The 23315-nt window shown below is 70.8% G+C and carries 23 protein-coding genes and 1 pseudogene; 3 read left to right on the plus strand and 21 right to left on the minus strand.

Annotated features, from left to right (window positions below; genetic code table 11):
- Positions 1-70: 70 nt before the first annotated feature.
- Both NIE79_RS29005 and NIE79_RS29010 read left to right on the plus strand, forming a co-directional pair.
- Positions 71-418, plus strand: a complete 348-nt coding sequence (locus NIE79_RS29005) for a metallopeptidase family protein (RefSeq protein WP_196924705.1) — start codon at positions 71-73, stop codon at positions 416-418.
- Positions 419-547: 129 nt separating this feature from the next.
- Positions 548-1270, plus strand: coding sequence for an AIM24 family protein (locus tag NIE79_RS29010; protein WP_196920294.1), 723 nt, complete (start codon positions 548-550; stop codon positions 1268-1270).
- A gap of 49 nt (positions 1271-1319) precedes the next feature.
- On the opposite strand, the gene pheA is transcribed toward NIE79_RS29010, so the two are convergent.
- The 5 genes from pheA to NIE79_RS29035 all read right to left on the minus strand — a co-directional run bounded on the left by pheA (position 1320) and on the right by NIE79_RS29035 (position 4815).
- Entirely contained in the window at positions 1320-2273 is a 954-nt protein-coding gene (pheA, locus tag NIE79_RS29015) for a prephenate dehydratase (RefSeq protein WP_238681598.1), read from the minus strand.
- Between the two features lie 10 nt (positions 2274-2283).
- Positions 2284-2778, minus strand: coding sequence for a hypothetical protein (locus NIE79_RS29020; protein ID WP_238681599.1), 495 nt, complete (start codon positions 2776-2778; stop codon positions 2284-2286).
- A 207-nt stretch (positions 2779-2985) separates the two neighbouring features.
- A complete protein-coding gene (locus NIE79_RS29025) occupies positions 2986-3375 on the minus strand; it encodes an ACT domain-containing protein (RefSeq protein ID WP_238681600.1) in 390 nt (129 codons plus the stop codon).
- Between the two features lie 75 nt (positions 3376-3450).
- Positions 3451-3909, minus strand: coding sequence for a hypothetical protein (locus NIE79_RS29030; protein WP_238681601.1), 459 nt, complete (start codon positions 3907-3909; stop codon positions 3451-3453).
- Between the two features lie 168 nt (positions 3910-4077).
- Positions 4078-4815 carry a hypothetical protein gene (locus tag NIE79_RS29035; RefSeq protein WP_238657411.1) on the minus strand — a complete coding sequence of 246 codons (738 nt, stop codon included), beginning with the start codon at positions 4813-4815 and terminating at the stop codon, positions 4078-4080.
- 163 nt (positions 4816-4978) lie between these two features.
- Here NIE79_RS29035 and NIE79_RS29040 point away from each other — a divergent pair, with 163 nt between their 5' ends.
- Positions 4979-6196, plus strand: coding sequence for an arginine deiminase (locus NIE79_RS29040; protein WP_238681602.1), 1218 nt, complete (start codon positions 4979-4981; stop codon positions 6194-6196).
- Positions 6197-6215: 19 nt separating this feature from the next.
- Here NIE79_RS29040 and NIE79_RS29045 read toward each other — a convergent pair whose 3' ends face one another.
- From NIE79_RS29045 to NIE79_RS29120, 16 genes and pseudogenes are all read right to left on the minus strand, one after another.
- The gene (locus tag NIE79_RS29045) at positions 6216-7103 is read right to left on the minus strand and encodes a DUF5926 family protein (RefSeq protein WP_238681603.1); all 888 of its coding nucleotides are present in this window, start codon (positions 7101-7103) and stop codon (positions 6216-6218) included.
- Between the two features lie 59 nt (positions 7104-7162).
- Positions 7163-7582 carry an ATP-binding protein gene (locus NIE79_RS29050; protein ID WP_238681604.1) on the minus strand — a complete coding sequence of 140 codons (420 nt, stop codon included), beginning with the start codon at positions 7580-7582 and terminating at the stop codon, positions 7163-7165.
- Positions 7583-7643: 61 nt separating this feature from the next.
- Entirely contained in the window at positions 7644-9098 is a 1455-nt protein-coding gene (locus NIE79_RS29055) for a PAS domain-containing sensor histidine kinase (RefSeq protein ID WP_238681605.1), read from the minus strand.
- Positions 9099-9152: 54 nt separating this feature from the next.
- The gene (locus NIE79_RS29060; protein ID WP_238681606.1) at positions 9153-9941 is read right to left on the minus strand and encodes a glycerophosphodiester phosphodiesterase; all 789 of its coding nucleotides are present in this window, start codon (positions 9939-9941) and stop codon (positions 9153-9155) included.
- A gap of 10 nt (positions 9942-9951) precedes the next feature.
- Positions 9952-10287 carry a rhodanese-like domain-containing protein gene (locus tag NIE79_RS29065; RefSeq protein WP_030487745.1) on the minus strand — a complete coding sequence of 112 codons (336 nt, stop codon included), beginning with the start codon at positions 10285-10287 and terminating at the stop codon, positions 9952-9954.
- Between the two features lie 58 nt (positions 10288-10345).
- Positions 10346-11221 (minus strand): LCP family protein, encoded by an 876-nt coding sequence (locus tag NIE79_RS29070; RefSeq protein WP_443677171.1) that lies wholly within the window; start codon positions 11219-11221, stop codon positions 10346-10348.
- A 262-nt stretch (positions 11222-11483) separates the two neighbouring features.
- Positions 11484-12755: an LCP family protein gene (locus tag NIE79_RS29075; RefSeq protein WP_238681607.1), complete on the minus strand. Its 1272-nt coding sequence runs from the start codon at positions 12753-12755 to the stop codon at positions 11484-11486.
- A gap of 159 nt (positions 12756-12914) precedes the next feature.
- Entirely contained in the window at positions 12915-14141 is a 1227-nt protein-coding gene (locus NIE79_RS29080) for an LCP family protein (RefSeq protein WP_238681608.1), read from the minus strand.
- Between the two features lie 76 nt (positions 14142-14217).
- Positions 14218-15195 (minus strand): NAD-dependent epimerase/dehydratase family protein, encoded by a 978-nt coding sequence (locus NIE79_RS29085; protein ID WP_238681609.1) that lies wholly within the window; start codon positions 15193-15195, stop codon positions 14218-14220.
- An 89-nt stretch (positions 15196-15284) separates the two neighbouring features.
- Entirely contained in the window at positions 15285-16976 is a 1692-nt protein-coding gene (locus NIE79_RS29090) for a monocarboxylic acid transporter (RefSeq protein WP_238681610.1), read from the minus strand.
- Positions 16954-17319 carry a DUF485 domain-containing protein gene (locus NIE79_RS29095; RefSeq protein WP_088950720.1) on the minus strand — a complete coding sequence of 122 codons (366 nt, stop codon included), beginning with the start codon at positions 17317-17319 and terminating at the stop codon, positions 16954-16956. The genes NIE79_RS29090 and NIE79_RS29095 overlap by 23 nt, the downstream gene beginning before the upstream one ends.
- A 175-nt stretch (positions 17320-17494) precedes the next feature.
- Positions 17495-18049, minus strand: a pseudogene (locus tag NIE79_RS29100) (flavin reductase family protein); the annotation flags it as partial.
- A gap of 362 nt (positions 18050-18411) precedes the next feature.
- Positions 18412-20115: an ABC transporter permease gene (locus NIE79_RS29105; RefSeq protein ID WP_372471859.1), complete on the minus strand. Its 1704-nt coding sequence runs from the start codon at positions 20113-20115 to the stop codon at positions 18412-18414.
- The gene (locus NIE79_RS29110) at positions 20100-20864 is read right to left on the minus strand and encodes an ABC transporter ATP-binding protein (protein ID WP_091396824.1); all 765 of its coding nucleotides are present in this window, start codon (positions 20862-20864) and stop codon (positions 20100-20102) included. The genes NIE79_RS29105 and NIE79_RS29110 overlap by 16 nt, the downstream gene beginning before the upstream one ends.
- A gap of 377 nt (positions 20865-21241) precedes the next feature.
- Entirely contained in the window at positions 21242-22882 is a 1641-nt protein-coding gene (locus NIE79_RS29115) for a sodium/solute symporter (RefSeq protein ID WP_238681611.1), read from the minus strand.
- Positions 22883-23296, minus strand: coding sequence for a DUF485 domain-containing protein (locus NIE79_RS29120; RefSeq protein ID WP_238681612.1), 414 nt, complete (start codon positions 23294-23296; stop codon positions 22883-22885).
- Positions 23297-23315: the final 19 nt, after the last annotated feature.

The raw sequence follows: 23315 nt of genomic DNA on the forward strand, positions 1-23315 counted from the left end.
ATGACGGCCATGGCCGTCCAGCAGGACCGGGCCGTGTGCCCCCGCGTCGGGCACAATGGGCGAGGTGCCGGTGGAGATGAGCCGTGAGCGCTTCGAGGAGTTGGTCGGCGAAGCCCTCGACGAGGTGCCCGAAGAACTACTCGGCCTGATGAACAACGTGGTGATCCTGGTCGAGGACGACCCGCCACCGGGAGAGGTCGACCTGCTCGGCCTCTACGAGGGGCATGCGCTCACCGAGCGCGGTTGGGACTACTCCGGCGTGCTGCCCGACCGGATCTTCATCTATCGCCGTCCGATCCTGCGGATCTGCGACAACGACGAGGACGTCATCGACGAGGTGGCGGTGACAGTGGTGCACGAGATCGCCCACCACTTCGGCATCGACGACGCGCGGTTGCACGCGCTCGGCTGGGGCTGAGCCCCGCCGCTCGACGCCCGCCCGCGCCACACGGCCGGGCTGCGCCGCGCCGGCCGGCCGATGGCCGGTGCTTGCCGAGGTCGCCTACCGTCGGTGCAGCGAACTTGACCCTATTCAGGAGGCCCTTTCATGCGCAGCGAGCTGTTCTCCGCGGAAAATCTGGAGAAGGAGTCCGCGCAGCCCGGCATGCGGTTGCAGAACTCCAAGATGTTGAAGATCGAGCTCAACGGTGAGGCGATGGCCCGGGTCGGGTCGATGGTCGCCTATCAGGGGAACGTGCAGTTCCAGGCGTTGGGTTCAGGCGGGCTCGGCAAGTTCCTCAAGCAGAAGCTCACCGGCGAGGGCGTCCCGCTGATGAAGGTCTCCGGCCAGGGTGACGTCTTCCTCGCCGAGCTGGCCAAGGACGTGCACATCATCGACCTGGAGCCGGGCGACGCCCTCTCCATCAACGGCTCCAGCGTGCTCGCCTTCGACTCCACCCTCCAGTACGACATCAGGATGGTCGGCGGCGCCGGGATGGCATCCTCGTCCGGCCTCTTCAACTGTGTGTTCAGCGGCTACGGGCGGATCGCCATCACCACCAAGGGCACCCCTGTCGTGCTCAACGTGGACGCCCCGACGTACGTCGACCCGCAGGCCGCGGTCTGCTGGTCGGCCAACCTCCAGACCGGCTACCACCGGGCCGAGCAGCTCGGCCTCGGCACACTGCTCGGCCGCCGCACCGGTGAGTCGTTCACCATGAGCTTTGCCGGTCAGGGCTTCGTGGTGGTGCAGCCGTCCGAGGAGCCGCCGGTCCTGGGCAGTGGTCAGCAGCAGCAGGAGGGCGGTCTGCTCGGCGGTCTGCTGAGCTGACCGCAGCGGCGCGGGCGCCCCCGGTTCTCCTGGGGGCGCTCCGCGCCGGTCAGGTCAACTCACCGGTACGCAGGCGGCTCAGCCAGGCCGCCGCGTCGGCGTAGTCGGCGTCGGAGAGGCCCGCTGGGGCGGGCACCGGACGTTCGCCCGCCTCGGCCCACCGGTGCCGGGGATAGGAGCCCAGGAAGCGGACGTCGGCGCAGACCCGTCGGAGCCCCTGCAACGCCTCGCCCAGGCGTACGTCGGCCACGTGGCCGGTGCAGTCCAGGAAGAAGACGTAGCGGCCCAGCGCCTCGCCCGTCGGACGGGATTCGATCCGGGTCAGGTTGACGCCACGGACGGCCAACTCCATCAGCACGGACAGCAGCGCGCCGACCCGGTCGTGGGCGATGTAGACCGCGAGCGAGGTGAGGTCGTCACCGGTCGGCGGCGGTGGCGGCCCGGGGCGGGACACCAGCGCGAACCGGGTCACCGCGTCGGGGTGGTCGGCGATCTTGTCGGCGAGTGTGGTCAGCCGGTGCCGGGAGGCTCCGATCGGTGCGCAGATCGCCGCGTCGTACTCGCCAGTGCCGGCGCCGGCGGCGGCCGCGCCGTTGGAGAGCACGTCGACCACCACGGCGTCGGGCAGGTGGTCGCGCAACCAGCCCCGGCACTGGGTGGACGCCTGTGGGTGGGCCGCCACGGTGCGGATCGAGGTCAGCGGGGTGTCGGGCCGCGCGGCGAGCACGAACTCCACCGACAGGATCACCTCGCGGGTGATCACCAACGGCTCGCCCTCGGCCATCTCGTCCAGCGTGACGCCCACCGCGCCGCCGATCGAGTTTTCCAGTGGCACCAGCGCGGCGTCGGCGTCGCCGGCGCGGACGCTGTCCAGTGCCTCTCCGACGCTGCGGGCGGGCGTACGGGTGCCGCGCTCGGCGGCGGGTATGGAGCGCAGGGCCTGCTCGGCGAAGGTGCCCTCCGGCCCGAGGAAGACGAAACGTGTCGGCGGTGTTCCCGGCATGACGATCAGCCTACGCACCCGGCCCGTTGGCCGGGCCGGCGTCGCAGGCGAGGGCGCGGATCCCGGCCGGACTGGTGGCGCGTACCTCGATGGTGCAGACGTCGGTGCCAGCGGTGACCAGCACCGGCGAACCGGGCTCGCCCCGGGTGACCACCTGGAGTTCCTCGTGCCCGGTCACCGTCAACACAGTGAACTGCCAGTCGCCGGCACAGAGCGGCCCGGTGCGGACCTGGACCCGGACGTTCGCCGGCAGCACTCCGGCCCGCCCGCGCAACAGTTGCAGCACCCGCTGGCCGGTCGGCCCGTTGCGGCAGGCCGTCGCGACCAAGCCGGCGTCCGGGGTGGGCGTGACAGTGACGGGAGACGGCGCGGTGGTCGGCGGCGTGGTCGGTGCGGTGCTCGGGCCGGACGGTGTCGGGGCCGCACTGTGGGTGGGCACGCTGGTCGGCTCCCCCAGCCCGGGTGGGGCGCCACAGCCGGCCAGCGCCGCGACGGCGAGCGCCATCGGCAGGACTCGGGCGAGGCTCCGCGCAGGAACGCGCTGGGCTGCTCGGCCAGGAGTCGCCGGCGGGTTGTGAATCGTCGACCGCGTCGAGGGGGGCGCGGGCGAGGGTGGGGTGAACGGCACGGGCCGATCCTCGGGACATCGGAGAATTCGTCGCGGCCGGGGTGGCCGAGCCCATCGTAGGGTGAGCGGCCGGTCGGGTGAAGGTCAGCCGGTGACGCGGTGCCCGGCGCGCTGGAGCGCGGCAGTGCCCTCGGTCAGCCGGACGGTCGGCACCAGCAGGTAGTCGGTGTCGAACGTGGAGAACGTGACGGCGCTGACCCGTGCCTCGGCGAGCGGGTCGACCAGCGCGGCCAGGCTGCCGGTGCCGGCCGGCGCCGCCGCGGCGGTGACCCGTAGGCAGCGCCAGGTCGTCTCCACCACGGCCTGTGCCGGCGCCCGGTTGGTCGGGCAGATCACCGAGATCCCATCGGAGGTCCAGCTCACCGTCACCACGTCCGCGCCGCGCAGCCCACTCGAAAGCGCGTACGGCACTGTGGTGCCGGCGGCCAACCGGCACACAGCGTATTCCCCCGGCAGCAGAGCGATATCGAGCATGAGGGCACCCTACGGCCTTCGTGTGGGCCTGCCCCGGCAACGCCGCGTGCGGCGAAGGACACACTGCGCCGCAGGTCAGACCTCGGAGAAGAAGGTGAGTGAGCCGGCGACGGTGCCGTCGGTGAGCACCGGGGTGGAGATCGCGTCGACTGTCGCGTCGGAGCTGTTCGCCGAGGCGGCCTGCACCCGGAGTAGCCCACGGGCGAGTCGGCCGGAGGAGAGCGCCAGCAGGGGCGGGATCTTGTCGATCTCGGCTTCGGTCAGCTCGCCCCGGTTGGCGGTGAAGTCGAGCAGGCGAAGCCCGCCATCGAGCAACGGTCGCCCGATCAGCCCGGCCGGCTCACCGAGGCAGAGCAGCTCACAACCGGCCGCGGAGATCGCCACCACCCGGGTGTCGGCATCGATCAGCAGACACGGCTCATCGGCCCGGGAGACTGTCGACGACCATTGGCCGACATTGTCGGACTCCGGCTCTGTCGAGGCCCGCGCCGCCGGCACGAACGCTTCCGAGAGCGAAAGTTCGACGTGGGCCACCGCGCCTCCTATGTGCACCGATCGACTGTCCACGCTAGCGGGTCGCCGACGGAATCACCGAGCGCACCGGGTCACCGGGCGCACATCGTGAACCGAGGCGACCGGTGACGGCGCGGAGACCGGTGAGGTGAACGGGGGGACCGGAGCCGCGTGGCGTCGCCGGTGACGTTACCGGCGGTGGGCCGGCTTGTCAGCGGCCGTTCGGCCCTCGTCGTACCACCGGTAGTCGGCCGTTGGACGGTACGTGCCGTTCAGCCAGGTGCCCGGGTGCTGTGCGACCCGGGAAAGCTTCTCGGCGGTGGCGGGGCTGATCCGGCTGCCGCCAGCCACGAGCAGCCGGTCCAGTTCCCGGTGAGTGGCCATCAGGCAGTCCTTCGGAAGGCCGTAGACGCTGATCACGCCCGAGCCGACGAAGGTCAGCACCGGTGTCACCGGAACGGGCAGCCCCACCGCGTCGGAGAGCGCCTTGCTGGCCCGTTTGGCGTCCCGGCGGGACTCGGCCACGTACGGGGGCCGCTTGCCGTTGATCTGCACCACGTCGCCGGCGACGAGCACTCTGGCCCGGCCGTGGTCGGCGATGGTCACGGCGAAGAGGCCACTCGGCCCGATGGCGAGGAACCCGGCTCGGTCGTCCTGACCGCGGTCGAGAACGTCTGTCACGTCGGTGCGCGGCCACTCGATCACATGCCAGGCGGGCCCGAGGTGGTCGAGTTGGCCCAACGCCCGTGCCCCGGCCGCCTCCAGGCGTCGTGCACCGCGCTCGGCCCGACGGCGGCGGGCCCATTCGAGCGGTGTCGGACGGACCGGTTCCAGAACCCCCGGCGCCTCGACGCGGGGGTGTGGCACCGCGACGGGCGGCAGTGCCCGAGCGGACGGTACGGCTCGTCGTGCGGGAAAGACAGTCATCGCGACCTCCGGCAAAAGGTCCCTCGAAGTTATGTCCTCACTACCCTACGTTGCCACTACCGGTGTTCGGCAAGCCGGAGCGCCGGAATGACTGTGGATGAATGCCATATTCATCCACAGTTCTTTTCTCGGATGCCGCTAAACCCTGCCCTACGCTGCGGGAGTGACCCACTACGTCGACAGTGAAGTCGGGCGGCTCGGCACCGTACTGCTGCACCGGCCCGGCCCCGAACTGGCCCGGCTCACCCCACGCAACAACGACTCGCTCCTGTTCGACGCGATCCCCTGGGTGGGGCGCGCCCAGGAAGAGCACGACGCGTTCGCCGCCGCCCTGCGCGAGCGCGGCGTCGAGGTGCTCTACCTGGCCACCCTGCTAGCCGAGACGCTGGCCGTCGCGGACGCCCGGGCCGAACTCACCGAGCAGGTGCTCCGCTCCCGGCGGCTCGGCGACACCCTGCGCGCCCGCGTCGCCGACCACCTCTCCTACCTGGACCCGGCCGCCCTGGCCGACGTGCTCACCGCCGGGCTGGCCCACGAGGAGTTGCGGATCAGCTCGGAGCGACCGGGTGGACTGGTCTACACGTTGATGGACCGACACGACTTCGTCATCGACCCGTTGCCCAACCTGCTGTTCACCCGCGACTCGTCGCTGTGGATCGGCGACCGGGTCGGTGTCACCAGCCTGGCCATGCCGGCCCGGCGCCGCGAGACCACACTGACCGACGCCATCTACCGCCACCACCCCCGGTTCGCCGGCACCGAGTTCGTCTACCGCCCCAGCCTCGAGCACCTGGAGGGCGGGGACGTGCTGCTGCTCGCACCCGGGGTGCTCGCGGTCGGGGTGGGCGAGCGGACGACCCCAGCCGGTGCCGAGCGCCTCGGACGGCAGGTCTTCGCCGCCGGCCTGGCCCACACCATCCTGGTGGTGCCGATCGCGCAGAAACGCGCCACCATGCACCTGGACACCGTGTGCACGATGGTCGACGTGGACGCCGTCCTGATGTACCCCAACATCGCGAGCACGCTGTCCGCGTACACGGTGATCGCCGGCGGGGACGGCGAGGACCCACGGGTGGACGGGCCGGCGCCGTTCCTGCGCGCCGCCGCCGACGCGATGGACCTCGACGTGCTCCGGGTCATCGACACCGGGCTGGACCCGGTCACCGCGGAACGAGAGCAGTGGGATGACGGCAACAACACCCTCGCGCTGGCCCCGCGGCTCTGCGTCGGCTACGAGCGCAACACGGAGACCAACGCCCAACTGGAGCGGGCCGGCATCGAGGTGATCCCGATCGCCGGCTCCGAGTTGGGCTCCGGTCGGGGCGGACCGCGCTGCATGTCCTGCCCGATCACCCGCGACCCGCTCCCCGTCGCCGGATGAGCGGGACGACGGCCCCGACTCAGCGCAGTGTGAGTTGGCGGCCGAGCAGCCCCTGACGGGCCCGGCGACCGGCGGCGTCGAGTGGGTCGGTGACGGTGAGCGCCTCGGCGTACCGCTTGGCGAACTGCGCCACCGGCTCCTCCCACTCGGCGGCCGGGGTCTCCTCCGGCAGGTCCCAGACCGGCACGAGTCGACCGTGCGCGCGGAACATGCCGGCGAACTTGGTCTGCTCGCCGAGCGTCAGCGTGCCGGCCGCGCCGAGGCGGGCCAACGCGTCCAGGGCGGCGTCCTCGTCGTCCGGCAGCACCCAGCGCACGTGGGCCTTCTCCGGGACCTGACACCAGTACGCGGCCTTCGCCGCGGTCAGCCGTACCGTCGGGTAGATGGCCGCGTTCGCGCGCTCCAGCGACGCCTGGACGGTCGGATCGTCGGCGGCACCGGGGTCCAGCCAGAAGTCGAAACCGTCATGCATGGTGATGTCCAGCGGACCATCCACGAGGATGTCCTGCAGGCGAGGACCGGGGCCGGGCAGTGGCGCCACGGCCACCTGGCCACCCGGCTCGGCGCGCAGCGCGCTGAGCAAAGCGTCGGCCAGATCCCGGGACACGTCGCCGGACTGCTGGTGGCGCTGGAGACCGATCAGCACGCGGCCGTCCGGCTTGGTGATCGCCGGGGCGGCCATCGGCAGCACCGTGGCGAGCGTCGCCGCCCGGTCACCGAACTCCTCGACCAGGGCGGGCGCCAGCCGCAGCGGGGCGGAGGCGGCGGGCACCAACTCGCGCAACGCGATCCACTCGGACTCGTCGACCAGCCCGTCGAACGGACGTGGCACGAAGACGTCCCGCACCTTCTCGCGGCGGGGGGTGGTGTCGGCGGCGGTGCGCTGGCTCTTTCGACGCTTGCTCACGGCGTCACAGCCTAGAGCCCCGGGCGGCTCGCCGTGGCCGGGACCCGCCCGAGCCGGCCTCAGCCCGCCGGCACCAGGTCGGGTCGGGGTGTCGGCACCGGATCGAACTCCGCCCAGACGCGCTGGCCCATGCCGTCCTGCTCGACGCCCCAGCGGGTGGCCAGGCCGGCCACGATGTGCAGCCCGCGCCCGTCCGCCGCGTCCGGGCTGGCCGTCCGGAGCCGTGGCCCGGCGCTCGCGCTGCCACCGTCGGTGACCCGTAGTTGAATCAGTGCGCCCTCATCCGAGGGCCGCAGCTGCCAGGCAACCCGGATCACGCCGCCGGGCAGCGGTCTGGCGTGCCGCACCGCGTTGCCCACCAGCTCCGCGAGCACCGCGATCAGGTCCGCGAGGAGCGTCGGGGGTACGACGTCCGCCAGCTCGGCGGCGAGCCGGTGCCGGGCCAGCCGCGCCCCGCCCGGGTGGTGGGGAACCACCACGCACCAGGCTCGATCCCTCGTTGCCGCTGCCACCGTCGCCTCCACGTCGCGCCACCCCTGGTCAACCGCGTGGTAGCCGCACCTCTGCGACCGTACCGCCGCCGGTCCTCGGACGTAGGGATACCCATCCATTCTGCTGTTCAACGATCCGGCGGACGAGATAGAGGCCGAGCCCGGCCCCCGGGTAGCCGCGACGGTCGCCGGACTCGCCCTGCCAGAACCTGTCGAACGCCCGTTCCACGTGCTCGGGCCGGATGCCGATGCCCTGGTCGCTGACCCGGAACGCCACCAGATGAGCGTCGCCCGAGGCGGTGATCTCGATGGGCGAACCAGGTGCCGAATATTTACCGGCGTTCGTCGTCAACTCGGTCAGCACGGTGGACAGGCTGGGCCGGTGACCGAGCGCCTTGGGTAGATCGCTCGGGAGTCGGAGCACCAGCCGACGGCGCAGCTCCGCCGGCAGGTCGACGACGGCGGAGCGCAGCGCCTCACCGAGGTCGAACGGGGTGGGAGGGTCGTCGCCCGGCCCCACCTCGGCCGCCGAGCTGAGCAGACGGTCGACCAGCCGGGCCAGCTCGTTGGCGCGTTGCCCGATCACCCGGGCCGCCTGCCGTCGGTCGACGTCGGTCAGCGACTCCCAGTGGTCGGTGAGGGTGTCCGCGTACCCCTTGATGACGGTGACCGGGGTGCGCAGCTCATGGCTGGTCACCGCGACGAACAGCTCGCGGTCGTGGTCGCGGCGCTGCTGGTCGGTGATGTCGCGGAAGGTGACCACCCGTAACGTGCCCGGACCGGGCAGGTCGCCGGAGGTGATCCGCAGCCAGCGACCGTCCGGCATCCGGTGGTCCCGGACCTGCCCGGAGGGCGGCAGCGGGAACGGCAACGGGCGGCTGAGCGCCTGCTCGACCGTCCGGCCGGTGACCTGGGCGGCGGCCGGGTTCCAGAGCCGGACGTGCCCGTCCCGGTCGACGACGGCCAGCCCGTCGGCGAGGGCCGCTACCACCGGGCCGTCGCCGTGCACCGGCAGGCCACTCTGGTCGCCGTACATGTGCCCGACGCAGGACGCGAGGTAGGCGATGACCCCCTGCTGCTCGGCGCCCGGCTCGTCATCGCCCGGATAGAGCGCGTGCAGGCTGCCGACTGTGTGACCGCCGATCTCGGCCCGGGAGACCACCATCCGGCGCAGGCCGCTGCCGGCCAGTTCGCCGGCCAGCTTGCCGTTGAGGTCGCTCACCCGCGCCTGGCGTACCCGAGGCCCGGAGAGCAGGCAGACGGTGTCCGGGTCATCGACCGCCAGTGGTCGGCCGAGGGCCCACTCCGCCGCACCGGTCGCGGCGATGACGCGGCCGCCGGTCGGGCCGAACTCTACGAACGCCATCCCGGTCGCGCCGAGCGCCGGCTGGGCCACCCGGAGTAGTTGGGTGAGGACCGGCAGCCCCGCGTCCCCAGAGTTGATCATCTCGATCACGACGGTGTGGCCGGCGAGGAGAGCGGGGAAATCGATACGCTCCGGCATGTGCCGAGTCTGCCCCGCCGACCCGGTTTTGGGCACCCCCGCCCGGTCGATGGGTCAGCGGTCCAGCCGGGCGAGGGCGTACGCGGGCCGGTCGGTGATGATCCCGTCCACCCCGGCGGCCAGCACCAACTCCAGGTCGATCGGCTCGTTGACAGTCCAGACGTACACCTGGTTGCCGGCCGCGCGCAGTGCGGGCAGCAACTGCGGGCGGGCCCGAACCAGGCCGATGCCCGGCCCGGCGATCCGGGTGCCGAACGGCAGCCGACCCAACCGCAGCCAGCGCGGCAGCACCTCCAGCAGCAGCACTGTGGGCAGCGTCGGAGCCAGCTCGCGCACCCGACGGACCGCCAAGGGGGAGAACGACATGACTGTGACCTGCACCCTGTCGTCCGGCGCGGGGTCGGCGAGCCCGTACCGGCGCAGCAGGCTGACCAGTCGCCGTTCCACGTTCGAGCCGTAGCGGGACGGGTGCTTCGTCTCCACCAGCAGTCGGACCGGCCGCCCGGCGGCGAGCACCGCGTCCAGGAGCCGGGCCAGGGTCAGCAGCCGGGTGTGCGACTCATCCGGCGGCAGGTCGCCGTTCGGGGCGCTGCCCGGGTGCCACGAGCCGAAGTCCAGGGCGTCCAGCTCGGCGAGCGTACGCGCGCTGACCAGACCGCTACCGTTGCTGGTGCGGTCGAGTCGTCGGTCGTGCACGCAGACCAGGTGCCCGTCCCGGGTCAGCCGGACGTCGCACTCCAGGCCGTCGGCGCCCTCGTCGAGGGCGCGCAGGTACGCGGCGAGGGTGTGCTCGGGTAGGTCGAACGAGGCGCCTCGGTGCGCGAAGACCAGTGGCCCGCCCATTCCGCCGGCCTCAGATGACCTGGCCGGGCTGCCCGTTCGCGTCGACCACCGGTCGGCCGACCGCAGCCCACTGGCGCATCCCGCCGTCTGCGTTGCGCACCTGCTCCCAGCCGTTGTTGATCAGGTAGGCGACGACCTGGGCGGAGCGTCCGCCGGAACGGCAGACGACCGCCACCTCCCGGTCGGTGGGCACCTCGGCCAGCCGGGCCGGCAGCTCCATCATCGGCAGGTGGTGGGCGGTGGGCGCGTGGCCGGCCGCCCACTCGTCGTCCTCCCGCACATCCAGCAGGTAGGTCTCGTCGGCGATCTCGGTCACGGGCACGGTGGGAACCTGGGGTCCGAACACAGGAAGCAACACTAGATCCTTGTGGCCCGGTTCGGCACCGACCGGGCCGTCGGCACCATCACAACCGGGTCACCCAGCGGGGGTTGGCCTGCGCCCAGACCGGCACCCGGGTGCCGCGGAGCGCCTCGAAGAGCCCGTTGCCGCCGTTGTCCAGCACCACGTACGAGACCTCGTCGATGGTCTGCGGCGAGGAGGGCACCTGGACGCCGCGCATCCCGTCGGGCGGCAGCGCGCGCAGCGCGAGGAGCAGGTCCTCCAGGGGCACGCCGTTGGTGTCGACTGTCAAGGAGCCGCCGACCGCCCGGAGCACCTGGTCCAGTTTGACGGGGTTGCTCCGCAGGTCCGCCTTGCCGGCGCTGTCCAGCATCGCCCGGAGCAGCTGCTGCTGGTGGTGCTGCCGGTCGTAGTCACCGCCGGGCAGGTCGTAGCGCTGTCGGACGTAGTCCAGCGCCTGTGCGCCGTCCATCTGGTGGCAGCCGGTGGGAAAGACCCGGTTGGTGTGGATCGAGCGGACCTCGGTGTCCACGCACATCTCCACCCCGCCGAGCAGGTCGATGACCTTCCGGAAGCCGGAGAACTCGATCAGCGCGGCGCCGTCGAACCGGATTCCGGTGAGCCGGTGCAGGGTGGCGGAGAGCAGTTGGGCGCCGGCCTGCCCGCCGCCGCCGTGCTCGTACGCGGCATTGATCTTGTCTTGACCGCCGCCGAAGCCGTTGCCGGGCGGAATGGCGACCAGCAGGTCCCGCGGGATGGAGACCAGGTACGCCTCCCGCTGCCCGGCGGGGACGTGCACGATGAGGATGGTGTCCGAGCGTTGGTCCGGGCCGCTGTCGCCGGGGCGCCGGTCGGAGCCGACCAGGAGGTAGTTGAGCGGCCCGTCCAGGTCGGTGCGATCGGTGCGGGCGTCGGTGGCGAGCAGTTGCTCCTTGGTCACCGTGCGGTCGTAGCGGTGGCTGAGGGTCTTGAGCCCGGCTACGGCGAGCCCCGCCAGCAGGACGAGGGCCAGGCCGATGCCGAGCAGGATCCGCGGCCCGCGGGCGCGAGGCGCCCGGGCGGACGGGGCCGTTCCGGCCCGGCCCGCTGCGTTCCGTCCCCACCTGGACGTGTCCGCCTCCCCGCAGCCGATACGTGAAACCTGCTCACGTAAGGCTACGGGTGGTGAGGAGGCAGTCGCTGACTTTCCGCGACTCCCGGTCTCACTTGCGGCTGGAGATCACCTCGGGGTGGGTGAAGACGAACTCGGCGAGTTTGTCCTGCTTGACAGCCTGGAACATCGCCATCGTCTCGTCGCTCAAGCCCTCGGTGTTGTTGTTGTTGGCGTTGAAGGTGCCGTTGTTGGTCTTGAGCATGGTCAGCTCGTTGCCGGTGACCCCGCGCATGGTGAAGATGAAGTCCTCGATCGGCACGCCGCCGGTGTCCAGCACGAACGCCTTGCCCGCCGCCTTGATCAGGTTGTTCATCTTGGCCGGGTTGGACAGCATCCCGCCCTCGGTGGCCTTCTTCGCCATCGCCTTGATCAGCTGCTGCTGGTTGGCCTGCCGGTCGTAGTCGCCGTTCTTGAGGGACTTGCGCTGGCGGGAGTAGTCGAGCGCGGCCCAACCCTCCATCTCCTGGCAGCCCTTCTTGTGCACCACAGGGGTCCGCTGCTTGCCGGTCTTCTTGGCGTCCGCGTTCCACATCGGCTTGCCGTCGACGTACGACATGTGCAGCGACTTGACCTCCTGGCTGACGCAGATCCGCACCGTGCCCAGGGTGTCGATGACGTTCTTGAAGCCACCGAAGTTGATGATCGCGGCGCCGTCGAAGCTGATCCCGGTGAGCCGCTTGATCGTCTGGGCCATCAGCTGGGCGCCACCCTCCCAGCCGCCGCCGTTGGCGGCACCGGCCTGGAACGCGGCATTGATCTTGCCGGAGCCGCCGCCGTAGCCGCTCTTCTCGAACGCCGGGATCTGCGCCTCGGTGTCCCGGGGGATCGAGATCAGGTACGCCTGGTCGTGCGTGGCCGGAATGTGCAGGATGATGATGCTGTCCGAGCGGACGTTGTCGGCGGCCCAGCGCTCCCGCGCGTCAACGCCGAGAAGCAGCATGTCGATCGGGCCGTCCAGGCTCGCGCCGCCCTCGGCGTCGGACTTGCCGGCATCACCCAGCAGGTTGCCCTTCGCGATGCCGCCGGTCGCCTGCCCGATCAGCGCCTTGCTGCCGACGATTGCCACCCCGCTGCTCAGCATCAGCACGGCGCCGAAGACCACTGTCAGCCTGGCCCAGAGCGGGTCCTTGCGCTTGGCCCGCTTCTTCGACGACCCACCGCCACCCGGGCGGTCGCCACCGCCACCACCGCCGCTGCCGGGCGGACGCGAGCCCGGCCCGCCACCTGAGGGGCGTGCCTGTGCGGGTATGGCCGCAGCGACTCGACCGCTGGGGGCGGCGGACCCGGAGGAAGAAGGGCGACGACTGGCCTGAACCGGCATGCGTGCTCCAGCTCGTGATCAGGAGGGGGCGGCACCACTGTACGTACATCAATTCGACTTGGCGAGTTCATCCCGGGTCAATCCGGACGTCGAATTTTGCAAACTCAGTCGATCGTCGCTGCTCGATGAGCCGAACGGCTGGTGCCGGCCGGGTCGCGGTCAGCCGCCGTTGTTGCTCTTCGGCGGGTTCGCCTTGACCCAGTCGGCCATCGTGTCAGCCGACATGGCCTGGTACATCGCGAGCGCCTTCTCCCGGTTCGACACGACCACCGACTCGCCGTTGATGGTGTCGCTGCCCGAGTTCGGGCTGGTCACAAAGGTGAGGTTCTGGCCGCGCAGGTTACGGAACTGCAGCGCCATGTCTGTAACCGAGAAAGTCTGGTCGACGGTTACGGCCGCGGTCACCGACTTGAGGAAATCGTTGAGCTTCTTCGGGTTCGCCAGCGTGCCGGTGCTGGCCGCCTTGTCCATCAGCGCCCGAAGGAACTCCTGCTGGTGCCGCATCCGGGCGAAGTCCCCGTCCGGGAACTGCTTGCGCTGCCGGATCCAGTCCAGCGCCTCCGCGCCGTCCATGTGGTTGGTGCCCTTGGTGAAGGTCCGGTACGGCTTGTGGATCGAGGTGACGGTGCGCTCCACCTTCAGATCCACCCCGCCGAGGGCGTCGGTGACCTCCTTGAACCCGCCGAAGTCGATCGCCATCACGTGGTCGATCCGAACGTCGGTGAAGCACTCCACGGTGCGTACCGCCAGCGGCAGCCCACCGAACGCGAACGCTGCGTTGATCTTCGCGCGCGAGCCGGAGCCGCAGTCCGCGCCGGCGCTCTCCGGGATCGGCACGTACAGGTCCCGGGGGATGGAGACCAGGTAGGCCTCCTGGTGGTCGGCCGGGATGTGCATGACGATGATCGTGTCGGCGCGCCACTGACTCTTGCTGTCGACCGGCGCGTCCGGGTCCCGCGAGTCGCTGCCGACCAGCAGGATGTTCAGCGCGCCATCGACGGTCTTGGCAGGCCGGCCGCCGGTGATCTCCGCGAACGGGTCGGTGCGGGCCAGGTCACTGTTGAGGTTGCGGGCGTACAACCAGGCGCCGACGCTGCCGAGCAGCGCCAGCACCAGCACCGCGGCCCCGGCCACCAGGGCGATCCGACCCCAGCGCGGTCGCGGGCCGCGCCGCCCCGGACCACCGGCGCCACCCGGGCCGTCGGGCCCGGTCGGCCCCGCCGGGCCGCCGGAGCGAGGCTGCTCCTCGTCGTACGACGGGTAGAAGCGCGCCTCGGTCGGACGGGCACGCCCGGAGGCGCCCCGGTCGGGGCCGGGCACCGATGCGCGCCCGGCGCTGCGGTTCAGGTACGGATGCGGGACGCCGGCAGACGAGGTCGCGGACATGTAACTCAGGGTACGTAGCGAGAGCCACCGCCGCCTTCAGGCGACACTCAGCGGCAGGCGGTACGCGAAGATCTGGTTACCCTAGCCGCGTCCGGAAGTACTCGATCGTGCGTCGCAGGCCATCTTCGGGCGCGACCGACGGCTCGTATCCGAGCAGTTCACGAGCGAGCGTGAGATCCGGCCGACGCATCTCCGGGTCATCCGAGCTGCGGGTGACATAGGTCACCTTCGAGGTGCTGTCGGAGAGCGACACGATCAACTCGGCGAGTTGCCGCATGGTCAGCTCATGCTCGGTGCCGCAGTTGACCGGGCCCGTCTCGGTCGAGTCGAGCAGCAGCAGGATGCCGCGCACCAGATCCTCGACGAAGCAGATGGACCGGGTCTGGTTGCCAGTGCCGTGCACGGTGATCGGCTCGCCGCGCAGCGCCTGGGAGATGAAGGTGGGGATGGCGCGGCCGTCGTCCGGGCGCATCCGCGGGCCGTACGTGTTGAAGATCCGGACGATCGCCGCGTCGAGCCCTCGGTAGCGGTGGTACGCCATCGTGGCGGCCTCGGAGAAGCGCTTGGCCTCGTCGTAGACGCTGCGGACCCCGATCGGGTTGACGTTGCCCCAGTAGGTCTCCCGCTGCGGGTGCTCCTTCGGGTCCCCGTACGCCTCGGAGGTGGACGCCATCAGGAACCGGGCGCCGTCGGCGGCCGCGCGCTCCAGCAGGTGCAGGGTGCCGACCGAGCCGACCCGGAGGATCTCCACCGGCAACTGGGCGAAGTCGGTGGGGCTGGCCGGCGAGGCCATGTGCAGGATCGCGTCGAACCGCTCGGCCAGTGCCGGGTGGTGGGTCGGCAGACCGTCGGAGATGTCCGCTTCGACGAGGGTGAAGGTCGGCCGGTCCAGCAGGTGGGCGACGTTCTCCTTGGAGCCGGTCACGAAGTTGTCCAGCGCCACCACCGTGCAGCCTCGGGCGATCAGCGAGTCCACCAGGTGCGACGGGACGAAGCCAGCTCCGCCGGTGACGAGGACGCGGTGACCGGACCCAAAGCGCTCAGCAACCTTCATACCGCTCAGCCTACCGACCGCCGAATTGGCGGAAGGGGTCCCCTGTTGACGTCACGCGTCAGCAGGGGACCCCTCGACAGGTGCCGCGATCAGTGGGCGCCGGAGCCGGTGAGGGCTCGCACCTCCAGCTCCGCGTACTTGTCCTCGTCGTGCTCCTTGGAGATGACGGTGCCGATCCATCCGCAGAGGAAACCGAACGGGATGGAGAGGATGCCCGGGTTGGACAGCGGGAACCACTGCCAGTCGTGGTCCGGGAACATCGAGGTCGCCGCACCGGAGACCACCGGCGAGAAGAACACCAGCAGCACGGCCGAGAGCAGCCCACCGTAGATCGCCCACACCGCGCCGGAGGTGTTGAACCGCCGCCAGAAGAGGCTGTAGAGGATGGCCGGTAGGTTGCCCGAGGCGGCGACCGCGAAGGCCAACGCCACCAGGAACGCCACGTTGAGGTTCTGCGCGAAGATCGACAGGGCGATCGACACCGCGCCGATCGCCAGGGCGGAGATCCGGGCGACCCGCACCTCCTGCCGCTCCGACGCCTCGCCCTTCTTCAGCACGTTCGCGTAGAAGTCGTGCGCCAGGCTGGACGACGACGCCAGTGTCAACCCGGCGACCACCGCGAGGATGGTGGCGAAGGCGACCGCCGCGATGATCGCCAGCAGGGCTGCCCCACCCAGTTCACCGCCGAAGAAGTCGATGCCGAGCGCTTCGGCCAACTGCGGCGCGGCGGTGTTGCCAGCCTTGTCCTGTGCCGTGATCGCCTGGCTGCCCACCAGCGCCGCCGCACCGAAGCCGAGGGCCAGGGTGAGCAGGTAGAAGGTGCCGATGATGCCGATCGCCCAGAGCACGCTCTTGCGGGCCGCCTTCGCGGTCGGCACCGTGTAGAAGCGGATCAGGATGTGCGGCAGACCGGCGGTGCCGAGCACCAGGGCGATACCCAGGGACAGCAGATCCACCTTGTTGTAGAACGTCTGTGTCGAGTTGCCGGCGACCTCGACGCCGTACCGGAGCCCGGGTTCGAGGAACGCGCTGCCCTTGCCCGATGCGGCGGCCGCCTGGCCGAGCAGCTCCGACAGGTTGAAGTTGAACTTCGCCAGCACCAGGATGGTCATCAACAGCGCGCCGCCCATGAGCAGGAACGCCTTGACGATCTGCACGTAGGTGGTGCCCTTCATGCCGCCCACTGTGACGTAGATGATCATCAGCGCGCCGACCATGATGATGGTGGCCACCTTCGCGGTGTCCGCGTCCATGCCGAGGAAGGTCGTCCCCGGCCGGATGCCGAGCAGCAGCGCGACCAGCGCGCCGGCGCCGACCATCTGGGCGAGCAGGTAGAAAATCGACACCGTGATGGTGGAGACCGCCGCCGCCGTACGCACCGGACGTTGACGCATCCGGAAGGCCAGCACGTCCGCCATCGTGTACCGGCCCGAGTTCCGCAGCAGCTCCGCGACCAGCAGCAGGGCCACCAGCCAGGCGACCAGGAAGCCGATCGAGTAGAGGAAGCCGTCGTAGCCGTACAGCGCGATGATGCCGGCGATGCCGAGGAACGAGGCGGCCGACATGTAGTCGCCGCCGATCGCCATGCCGTTCTGGAAGCCGGTGAAGGACCGGCCGCCCGCGTAGAAGTCGGTCGCCGTCTTGGTCTGTCGGCTGGCCCAGATGGTGATGCCCAGGGTCACCGCCACGAAGACCAGGAAGAGCGTGATGGTCAGGTTGCGGGCGGTGTGATTGCCCGCCTCAGCCGCGAGGAACGTCTCAACCGCGTGAACCGTCTTCACGGGTCACCTCCCCGATCTCGGCGCGGATCCGGTCCGCGATGGGGTCGATCTTCCGGTCCGCGTACCGGGAGTAGAGCCAGGCGATCAGGAACGTGGAGACGAACTGGAGCAGGCCGAAGACCAGTGCGACGTTGATGTTGCTGCCGAACAGCTTCGTGCCCATGAAGTCCCGGGCGTACGCGGAGAGAATGACGTAGAGCGCATACCACAGGAAGAAAGCGACGGTCATCGGGAAGACGAAGCCGCGCAGCGCACGCCGCAGCCCGGCGAACTCGTCCGACCGTTGTACGGCCAGGTACTTGTCCGACTGGGAAGCGGCCGGAGCGGGTGTGTCCGTGGACATCTGTGGATCACCACCTTCACAGGCGTCAGAGGAGTTTCGCGCACCGTAAAGAGCGCACTCCCCGGCAGGGAAGGCTGAGATCGACGCCGGTCGGCGAGTGCGCCGAGCGGTTGGCTGGCTGCGCCAAGTGACTCAGGTCACTGCGGTGATCGGTCGCCCCAGGCGAGGCGTCCGTTCAGGCCGGCAGCTCGTGGTAACGACCGCGGTAGTGCAGCAGCGGAGTGGCCTCCTCGGCGAGGTCGACAGCCTCGATCGTGGCCTCGACCAGCAGGCCCCAGCCGTACTCCCGGGCGGTGTCCAGCCGGCACCCGGCCCAGCCGCCGGCGTCCGCCGGCACCGGCCCGAACGGCGTCTCGATCCACGTGCCGGTGGCGAAGAGCCCGCCCGGGGCGGGAAAGAGGCCGGCGAACCGGTCGGCGAGTTGCCGGTGCGGCGGGCCGAGCGGCGTGACCGCGAAACGACCCGACTCCTCGACGGCCGCCCAGAGGTCGGACTCCGGGTCGATCAACCCGAGCAGCCGGTCCGGTTCCCCCTCGGCCACCAGGGTGGACGAGACGGTAAGCCCGGCCGGACCGGGTGCCGTCCAGAGGGTCACCGGTGCGGCGAGACGACCACGCAGCCTGCGTACCGGCGACCGTTGCCCGGTCGGCACCGCGAACGGATCGGTGTGATGGATCTCGGCACCCGGCTCATGATTCACGTGAAACATTGTGCCGCCCCGACCCCTCGCCCGTCGGCTGGCACGGCCAGAGCGTGCCGCATTGGCAGGTGTGGCCGGCTCGCCTTGGCTCTCCGGCCGTCCGGGGCGGTGGAGTTGCCCGGCTACGGCGCGGTCCGCTCGGCGGAGGGCGATACCCGAATGACCGTGATGCCTCTGAGTCATATTGATGCCTCAGAGGCATCACGCTCGCGGTGACACACCGATCCCTGGTGGGATGCGCCGTCCGGTCGCTTGCGTGGTCTGAGGTCCGATCCGCTGGCCGGTCGATTCTGCGGGCCTGCCGACCGCTCCGGCCCGACCCTCACCTTCGCTCCGGCCGCCTGGCGCGGCTTCCTTGCCGAGGCCGTCCAGGCGGCCAGCCGACGGGCCGGCTAGCGGCGCGGCGTGACGGTGGCCAGCAACTCCGGCTGGCGTCGGTCCAGCACGTCGCCGGCCAGGTATGCGCCCAGCAGAGCCGCGCCCAGCCCGTACGCGGCGCCGACCGGCAGGGCCAACCAGAGCCACGCGTCACCGAGCAGCGCGGCGGCCACCACCATCGGCACCGCGACGACCACCGAGACGAGCATGGCCAGCAGGGTGAGCAGCCCCTTCGCCAGGCCCGCACCGCTGTTCATGGCGAACGGGTTGCTCGTCTCCGGCAGTGAGTACGCCCCGAGCACCGAGATCAGGCTGTTCACCGCCAGCCCGGCGCCGTAGGTGGCCACCAGGCCGCCGATGGTGAGCCCGATCCACTCCGGTCGGCTGAGCAGGAACGACAGGACCACCGCGACGAAGCCCAACATCGGCAGCACGTACAGCGAGAAGGCCGTCATCCGGGCCCGCAATTCGACCCGGCCGGGCACCCCGGCCACCACGTTCGCCGCGTACGCGCTGCCGTCGAAGCCGAACTGGTTGGCCAGGGTGACGGCGGCGAGCACGCCCACGAGGACCATGGAGATGGTGACTACGACCGGTGAGCTGTCGCTGGCAGCCGCAGTGAACCCGGCACCGCCCTCGACCGCGAAGTCCCCGCCCGTAACGTTGATCAACACCGGTACGAAGATGCCGACCACCGCGATCGTGATCAGGTTGGCCCGGCGACGCGCGTCCCGCCACCAGTAACGGGCCTCCCGGGCGACCAGGGCACCGAACCGGTCCCGGCCGGCCCAGGTGGCGATCCGCGGAAACAGTTGGGCGACAGCGCCGCCGGTGACCCCGCGCCGCACCGGGGCCTTACCGGCGCTCGCCGCACCCACCATCGCCGACTCGAGCGACCGGGACCACCAGGCCAGCAGGGCGCCGAGCGCCACCACCGTGATCAGCAACTTGACCGGTGCCGCCCACACCCGGCCCTGGGCCACGTCGATGCCGACGGTCCACGGAGCGCCCAACGGCGTCCAACCGATAACTGTCGCCACGCCGGTCAACCGGGCCCAGTCCGCCTCGCGCAGCGCGGCGAGGCCGAAGACCTGCAACGGGCCGAGCAGCGCGGCCGTCACCGCCAGCAGCACGGCCGCCAGGTCACGGACCCGTCGGGACCGCAACATGGTGGCGAAGGCGCTGGTCACCGCCCGGCTGGCGGCCACACAGAGCAGCAAACCGGCGAGCACACCCACGACGGCGACCAACCCCGCCGACCAGCCACCCAACGACCAGGCGGTCAGCACCAGCCCGAACGACGCGATGAGCACCGCCAGCACCGGCACGCTGATCAGGGCCGCCACGAACAGGCCGGTCACCAACGTGCGCCGGGGCAGCGGCAGCAGCGCGAATCGGGCCGGGTCCAGTGTCTCGTCCACACCGAAGAAGACCAGCGGTAGAAAAAGCCAACCGAGCACCAGCAGCCCGCCACCGGCCGCCGCGATGAGCACCGCGTACCGGCCGTTGCCGGTCAGGCCCGGCGCGGCGAAGAGGAAGAACCCACTGGCGGCGAACCAGAGCCCGAGCAACGCGCCGCCGACGAACAGGGCGATCCGCCAGCCCTGGCCTCGAAAGTTGTTGCCCATCACCCGCAGCTTGAGCCGCACGAAGTGTCGAGCGGAAACCGACCGTACCGGCGCGGCGGGGGTGGCGTCCGCACTCACTGGGAGAGCCACGACAGCTCCTCGCCGGTCGCGGTGCGCCCGCCGACCACCTCGACGAAGACCTGCTCCAACGAGCGGCCGCCGCGGACCTCGTCGATGGTGCCGACCCGCTTGATGGTGCCACCGGCGAGGATCGCCACGTGCGAGCAGAGCCGCTCGACGACCTCCATCACGTGACTGGAGAACACCACAGTGCCGCCGCCGGCCGCGTAGCGGGTGAGGATGTCCCGGATCAGCGCCGCGGAGACCGGGTCGACCGCCTCGAACGGCTCGTCCAACACCAGCACCCGAGGGCCGTGCAGCAGCGCGCAGGCCAGGCCGATCTTCTTCTTCATGCCTGCCGAGTAGTCCACCACCAGCGTGCGACCGGCGTCTCCGAGCGCCAGCACGTCCAGCAGCTCGGCAGCCCGCTGGTCGACCACCGCAGGGTCCATCCCCCGCAACAACCCGTTGTACGCCAGCAGCTCCGCGCCGGTCAGCCGGTCGAACAACCGGACCCCGTCGGGCATCACTCCGAGCAGCCGCTTGGCGGTGACCGGGTCCTGCCAGACGTCGTGCCCGAGCACCCAGGCCGAGCCGGCGTCCGGTCGCAACAGCCCGACCGCCATCGACAGGGTGGTCGTCTTGCCGGCGCCGTTCGGGCCGAGCAGGCCATAGAAGGAGCCGGCGGGGACGTCCAGGTCGACGCCGGCCACCGCGATCGTGCCGTCGAACCGCTTGGCCAGGCCACGCAGTGCGAGCGCGGGGTGCTCAACAGTCATGCGCCGACGTTATCCGTCCATCGCCAGTTCCGCCGTCCGGCGACGGGCGGACCCGCGATCATCCCCGAGGCGGACGGTGATTGCGCCGATCTTGCAGCTTCTGTTGTCGAATTGGTTGACCTGAGCCTTGTGTCGGGACAGAAAGTGCAAGATCGCGGAACGCGCCGGCAGCGCCGAGGATCTCGCAGGCACGGACTCGGTGCTGGTCCGTGTTGAGCACCACGACAATGCCGTTTCCCAGTACCTGTTCGTTCGGGTCGGCGATCTGACTGCCGAACTCTGGGTGGCCGACCGCGCGGCCGCTACGAGGTACGCCCCAAAGGTTGCCGAACGGCTCTGCGTCGGCACCGACGCCTGCTGAGTTCGACGTCCCGGACTCACATGCGGAGGGCTTCCGGGGTGTGCAGGCGGAGCATGGTGGCGGCGACGTCGGCCGGGGCTCGCCGGCGGGTCGCCATCGACACGACGACCATCACTGTGAAGGCCAGCGGCACCGTCCAGGCGGCCGGCTGCGCGATGAGCGTGGCCGGCCAGCCGGACAGCGGTGGGCCGAGCACTGTGACCAGCACCGCGCCGATCGCCGCGCCGCCGCCGGCCACCACGCCGGCGGTGGCGCCCACGTCGGTCAGCCCACGCCACCAGATGCCGAGCACCAGCAGCGGGCAGAAGCTCGACGCGGCGACCGCGAACGCCAGCCCGACGACCTGCGACACGTCCAGCCCGGAGACGTGCAGCGAGAGCACCGCGGGCACACCACCAGCGATGACTGTGGCAAGCCGGAAGCCGCGTACCGAGCCCCGACCGAGCACGTCGGTCGAGATCACCCCGGCGACGCTGGTCAGCAGGCCGGACGAGGTGGAGAGGAACGCCGCGAAGGCGCCCGCGGCGACAAGCGCGGCGAGTAGCCGTCCGGCCAGGCCGTCACCCAGGGCCGCTTCGGGTAGCAGTACCACCACCGCGTCGGTCTGGCCGCTGAGCAGCAACTGCGGGGTGTAGATCCGGCCGAGGACCCCGTACAGGGTGGGCAGCAGGTAGAACGCGCCGACCAACGCCAGCACGACAAGTGTGGTCCGGCGGGCCGCCGCGCCGTCCGGATTGGTGTAGAAGCGCACCAGCACGTGCGGCAGACCCATGGTGCCCAGGAAGGTGGCCAGGATCAGCGAGTACGTGGCGAACAGGCCCCTGTCGTCGTCACCGGCGGCACTGGGCAGCAACCAGTCGTTGGCGTCGGTGGCCACCCCGGACACGTCCGGCACCGGATCACCGGCAGCGAAGGTCAACTCGTCGCCGGGGCGTACCTCCCGGATGTCACCGTCGGGCAGGGTGAGGGTCGCGCGGTGCTCGACCACGACGGTGGTCGCGGCCCGGAACGTGGGCCCGTCGGGCGGGGTCACCGCCGGGCGGCCGTCGGCCTGCCACTGCAGGGCCAGGAAGATCACCGGTACGGCGAGAGCGGTCAGCTTGAGCCAGTACTGGAACGCCTGCACGAAGGTGATCGCTCGCATGCCGCCCAGCGCCACGTTGGCGGTGACCACGGCCGCCACCAGCAGGGCGCCGAGAGGGTACGGGGAGCCGGCCACAGTGGCCAGGGTCAGCCCGGCGCCCTGAAGTTGCGGCACCAGGTACAGCCAACCGATGAAGATCACGAAGGCGGTGGCCAGGATGCGGAGCCGACGCGACCCCAGCCGCAGCTCGCAGAAGTCGGGCAGGGTGAACGCACCGGAGCGGCGCAGTGGCGCGGCCACGAAGAGCAGCAGGGCCAGGTAGCCGGCGGCGAACCCGACCGGGTACCAGAGCACGTCCACGCCGTACTTGAGAACCAGACCGGCGATGCCGAGGAAGCTCGCCGCCGACAGGTACTCCCCGCCGATGGCTGCGGCGTTCCAGGTCGGACTGATCGCCCTGGACGCCACCAGGAAGTCGGAAGTGGTCCGGGCCAACCGCAGCCCGTAGAAGCCGATCCCGACGGTGACGAGGGTGACCGCGACGATGGCCGGGACCACGAAGTCGTTGCCCACTCAGTGCTCCGGCCGTTGCACCAGGTCGGTGAAGTCCTGCTCGTTGCGCTCGGCCAGCCGCACGTACGCCCAGCCCACGCCGATCAGGAACGGGAAGGAGGCCACCCCGAGCAGCAACCACGGCAGGTTGACACCGGCGATGGTGGTCCGGCCGAGCGAGGGCGCGATCGCGAACAGCCAGGGCAGCCCGCCCAACCCGATGGCCACCACCAGGGACAGCCGCAGCGCCAGCGCGAGTTGGGCCCGGACCAGGCCGCGGACCAGCGCCTCGCCGACCTGGGTCTGCTGGGCCAACTCGGCACGGGTCCGCTCGGCGCGGGTGTCCTGCCTGGTGATTTCGGCCAGCACGATCCGGGACCGCCGGGGCGGCGGCACCGCACCGCTCGACCCCACGTCAGGGAGTTGCTTGGCCACCCCGGCAGTCTCGCCCGCC

Source organism: Micromonospora trifolii (assembly GCF_022229005.1).
Taxonomy (GTDB): domain Bacteria; phylum Actinomycetota; class Actinomycetes; order Mycobacteriales; family Micromonosporaceae; genus Micromonospora; species Micromonospora trifolii.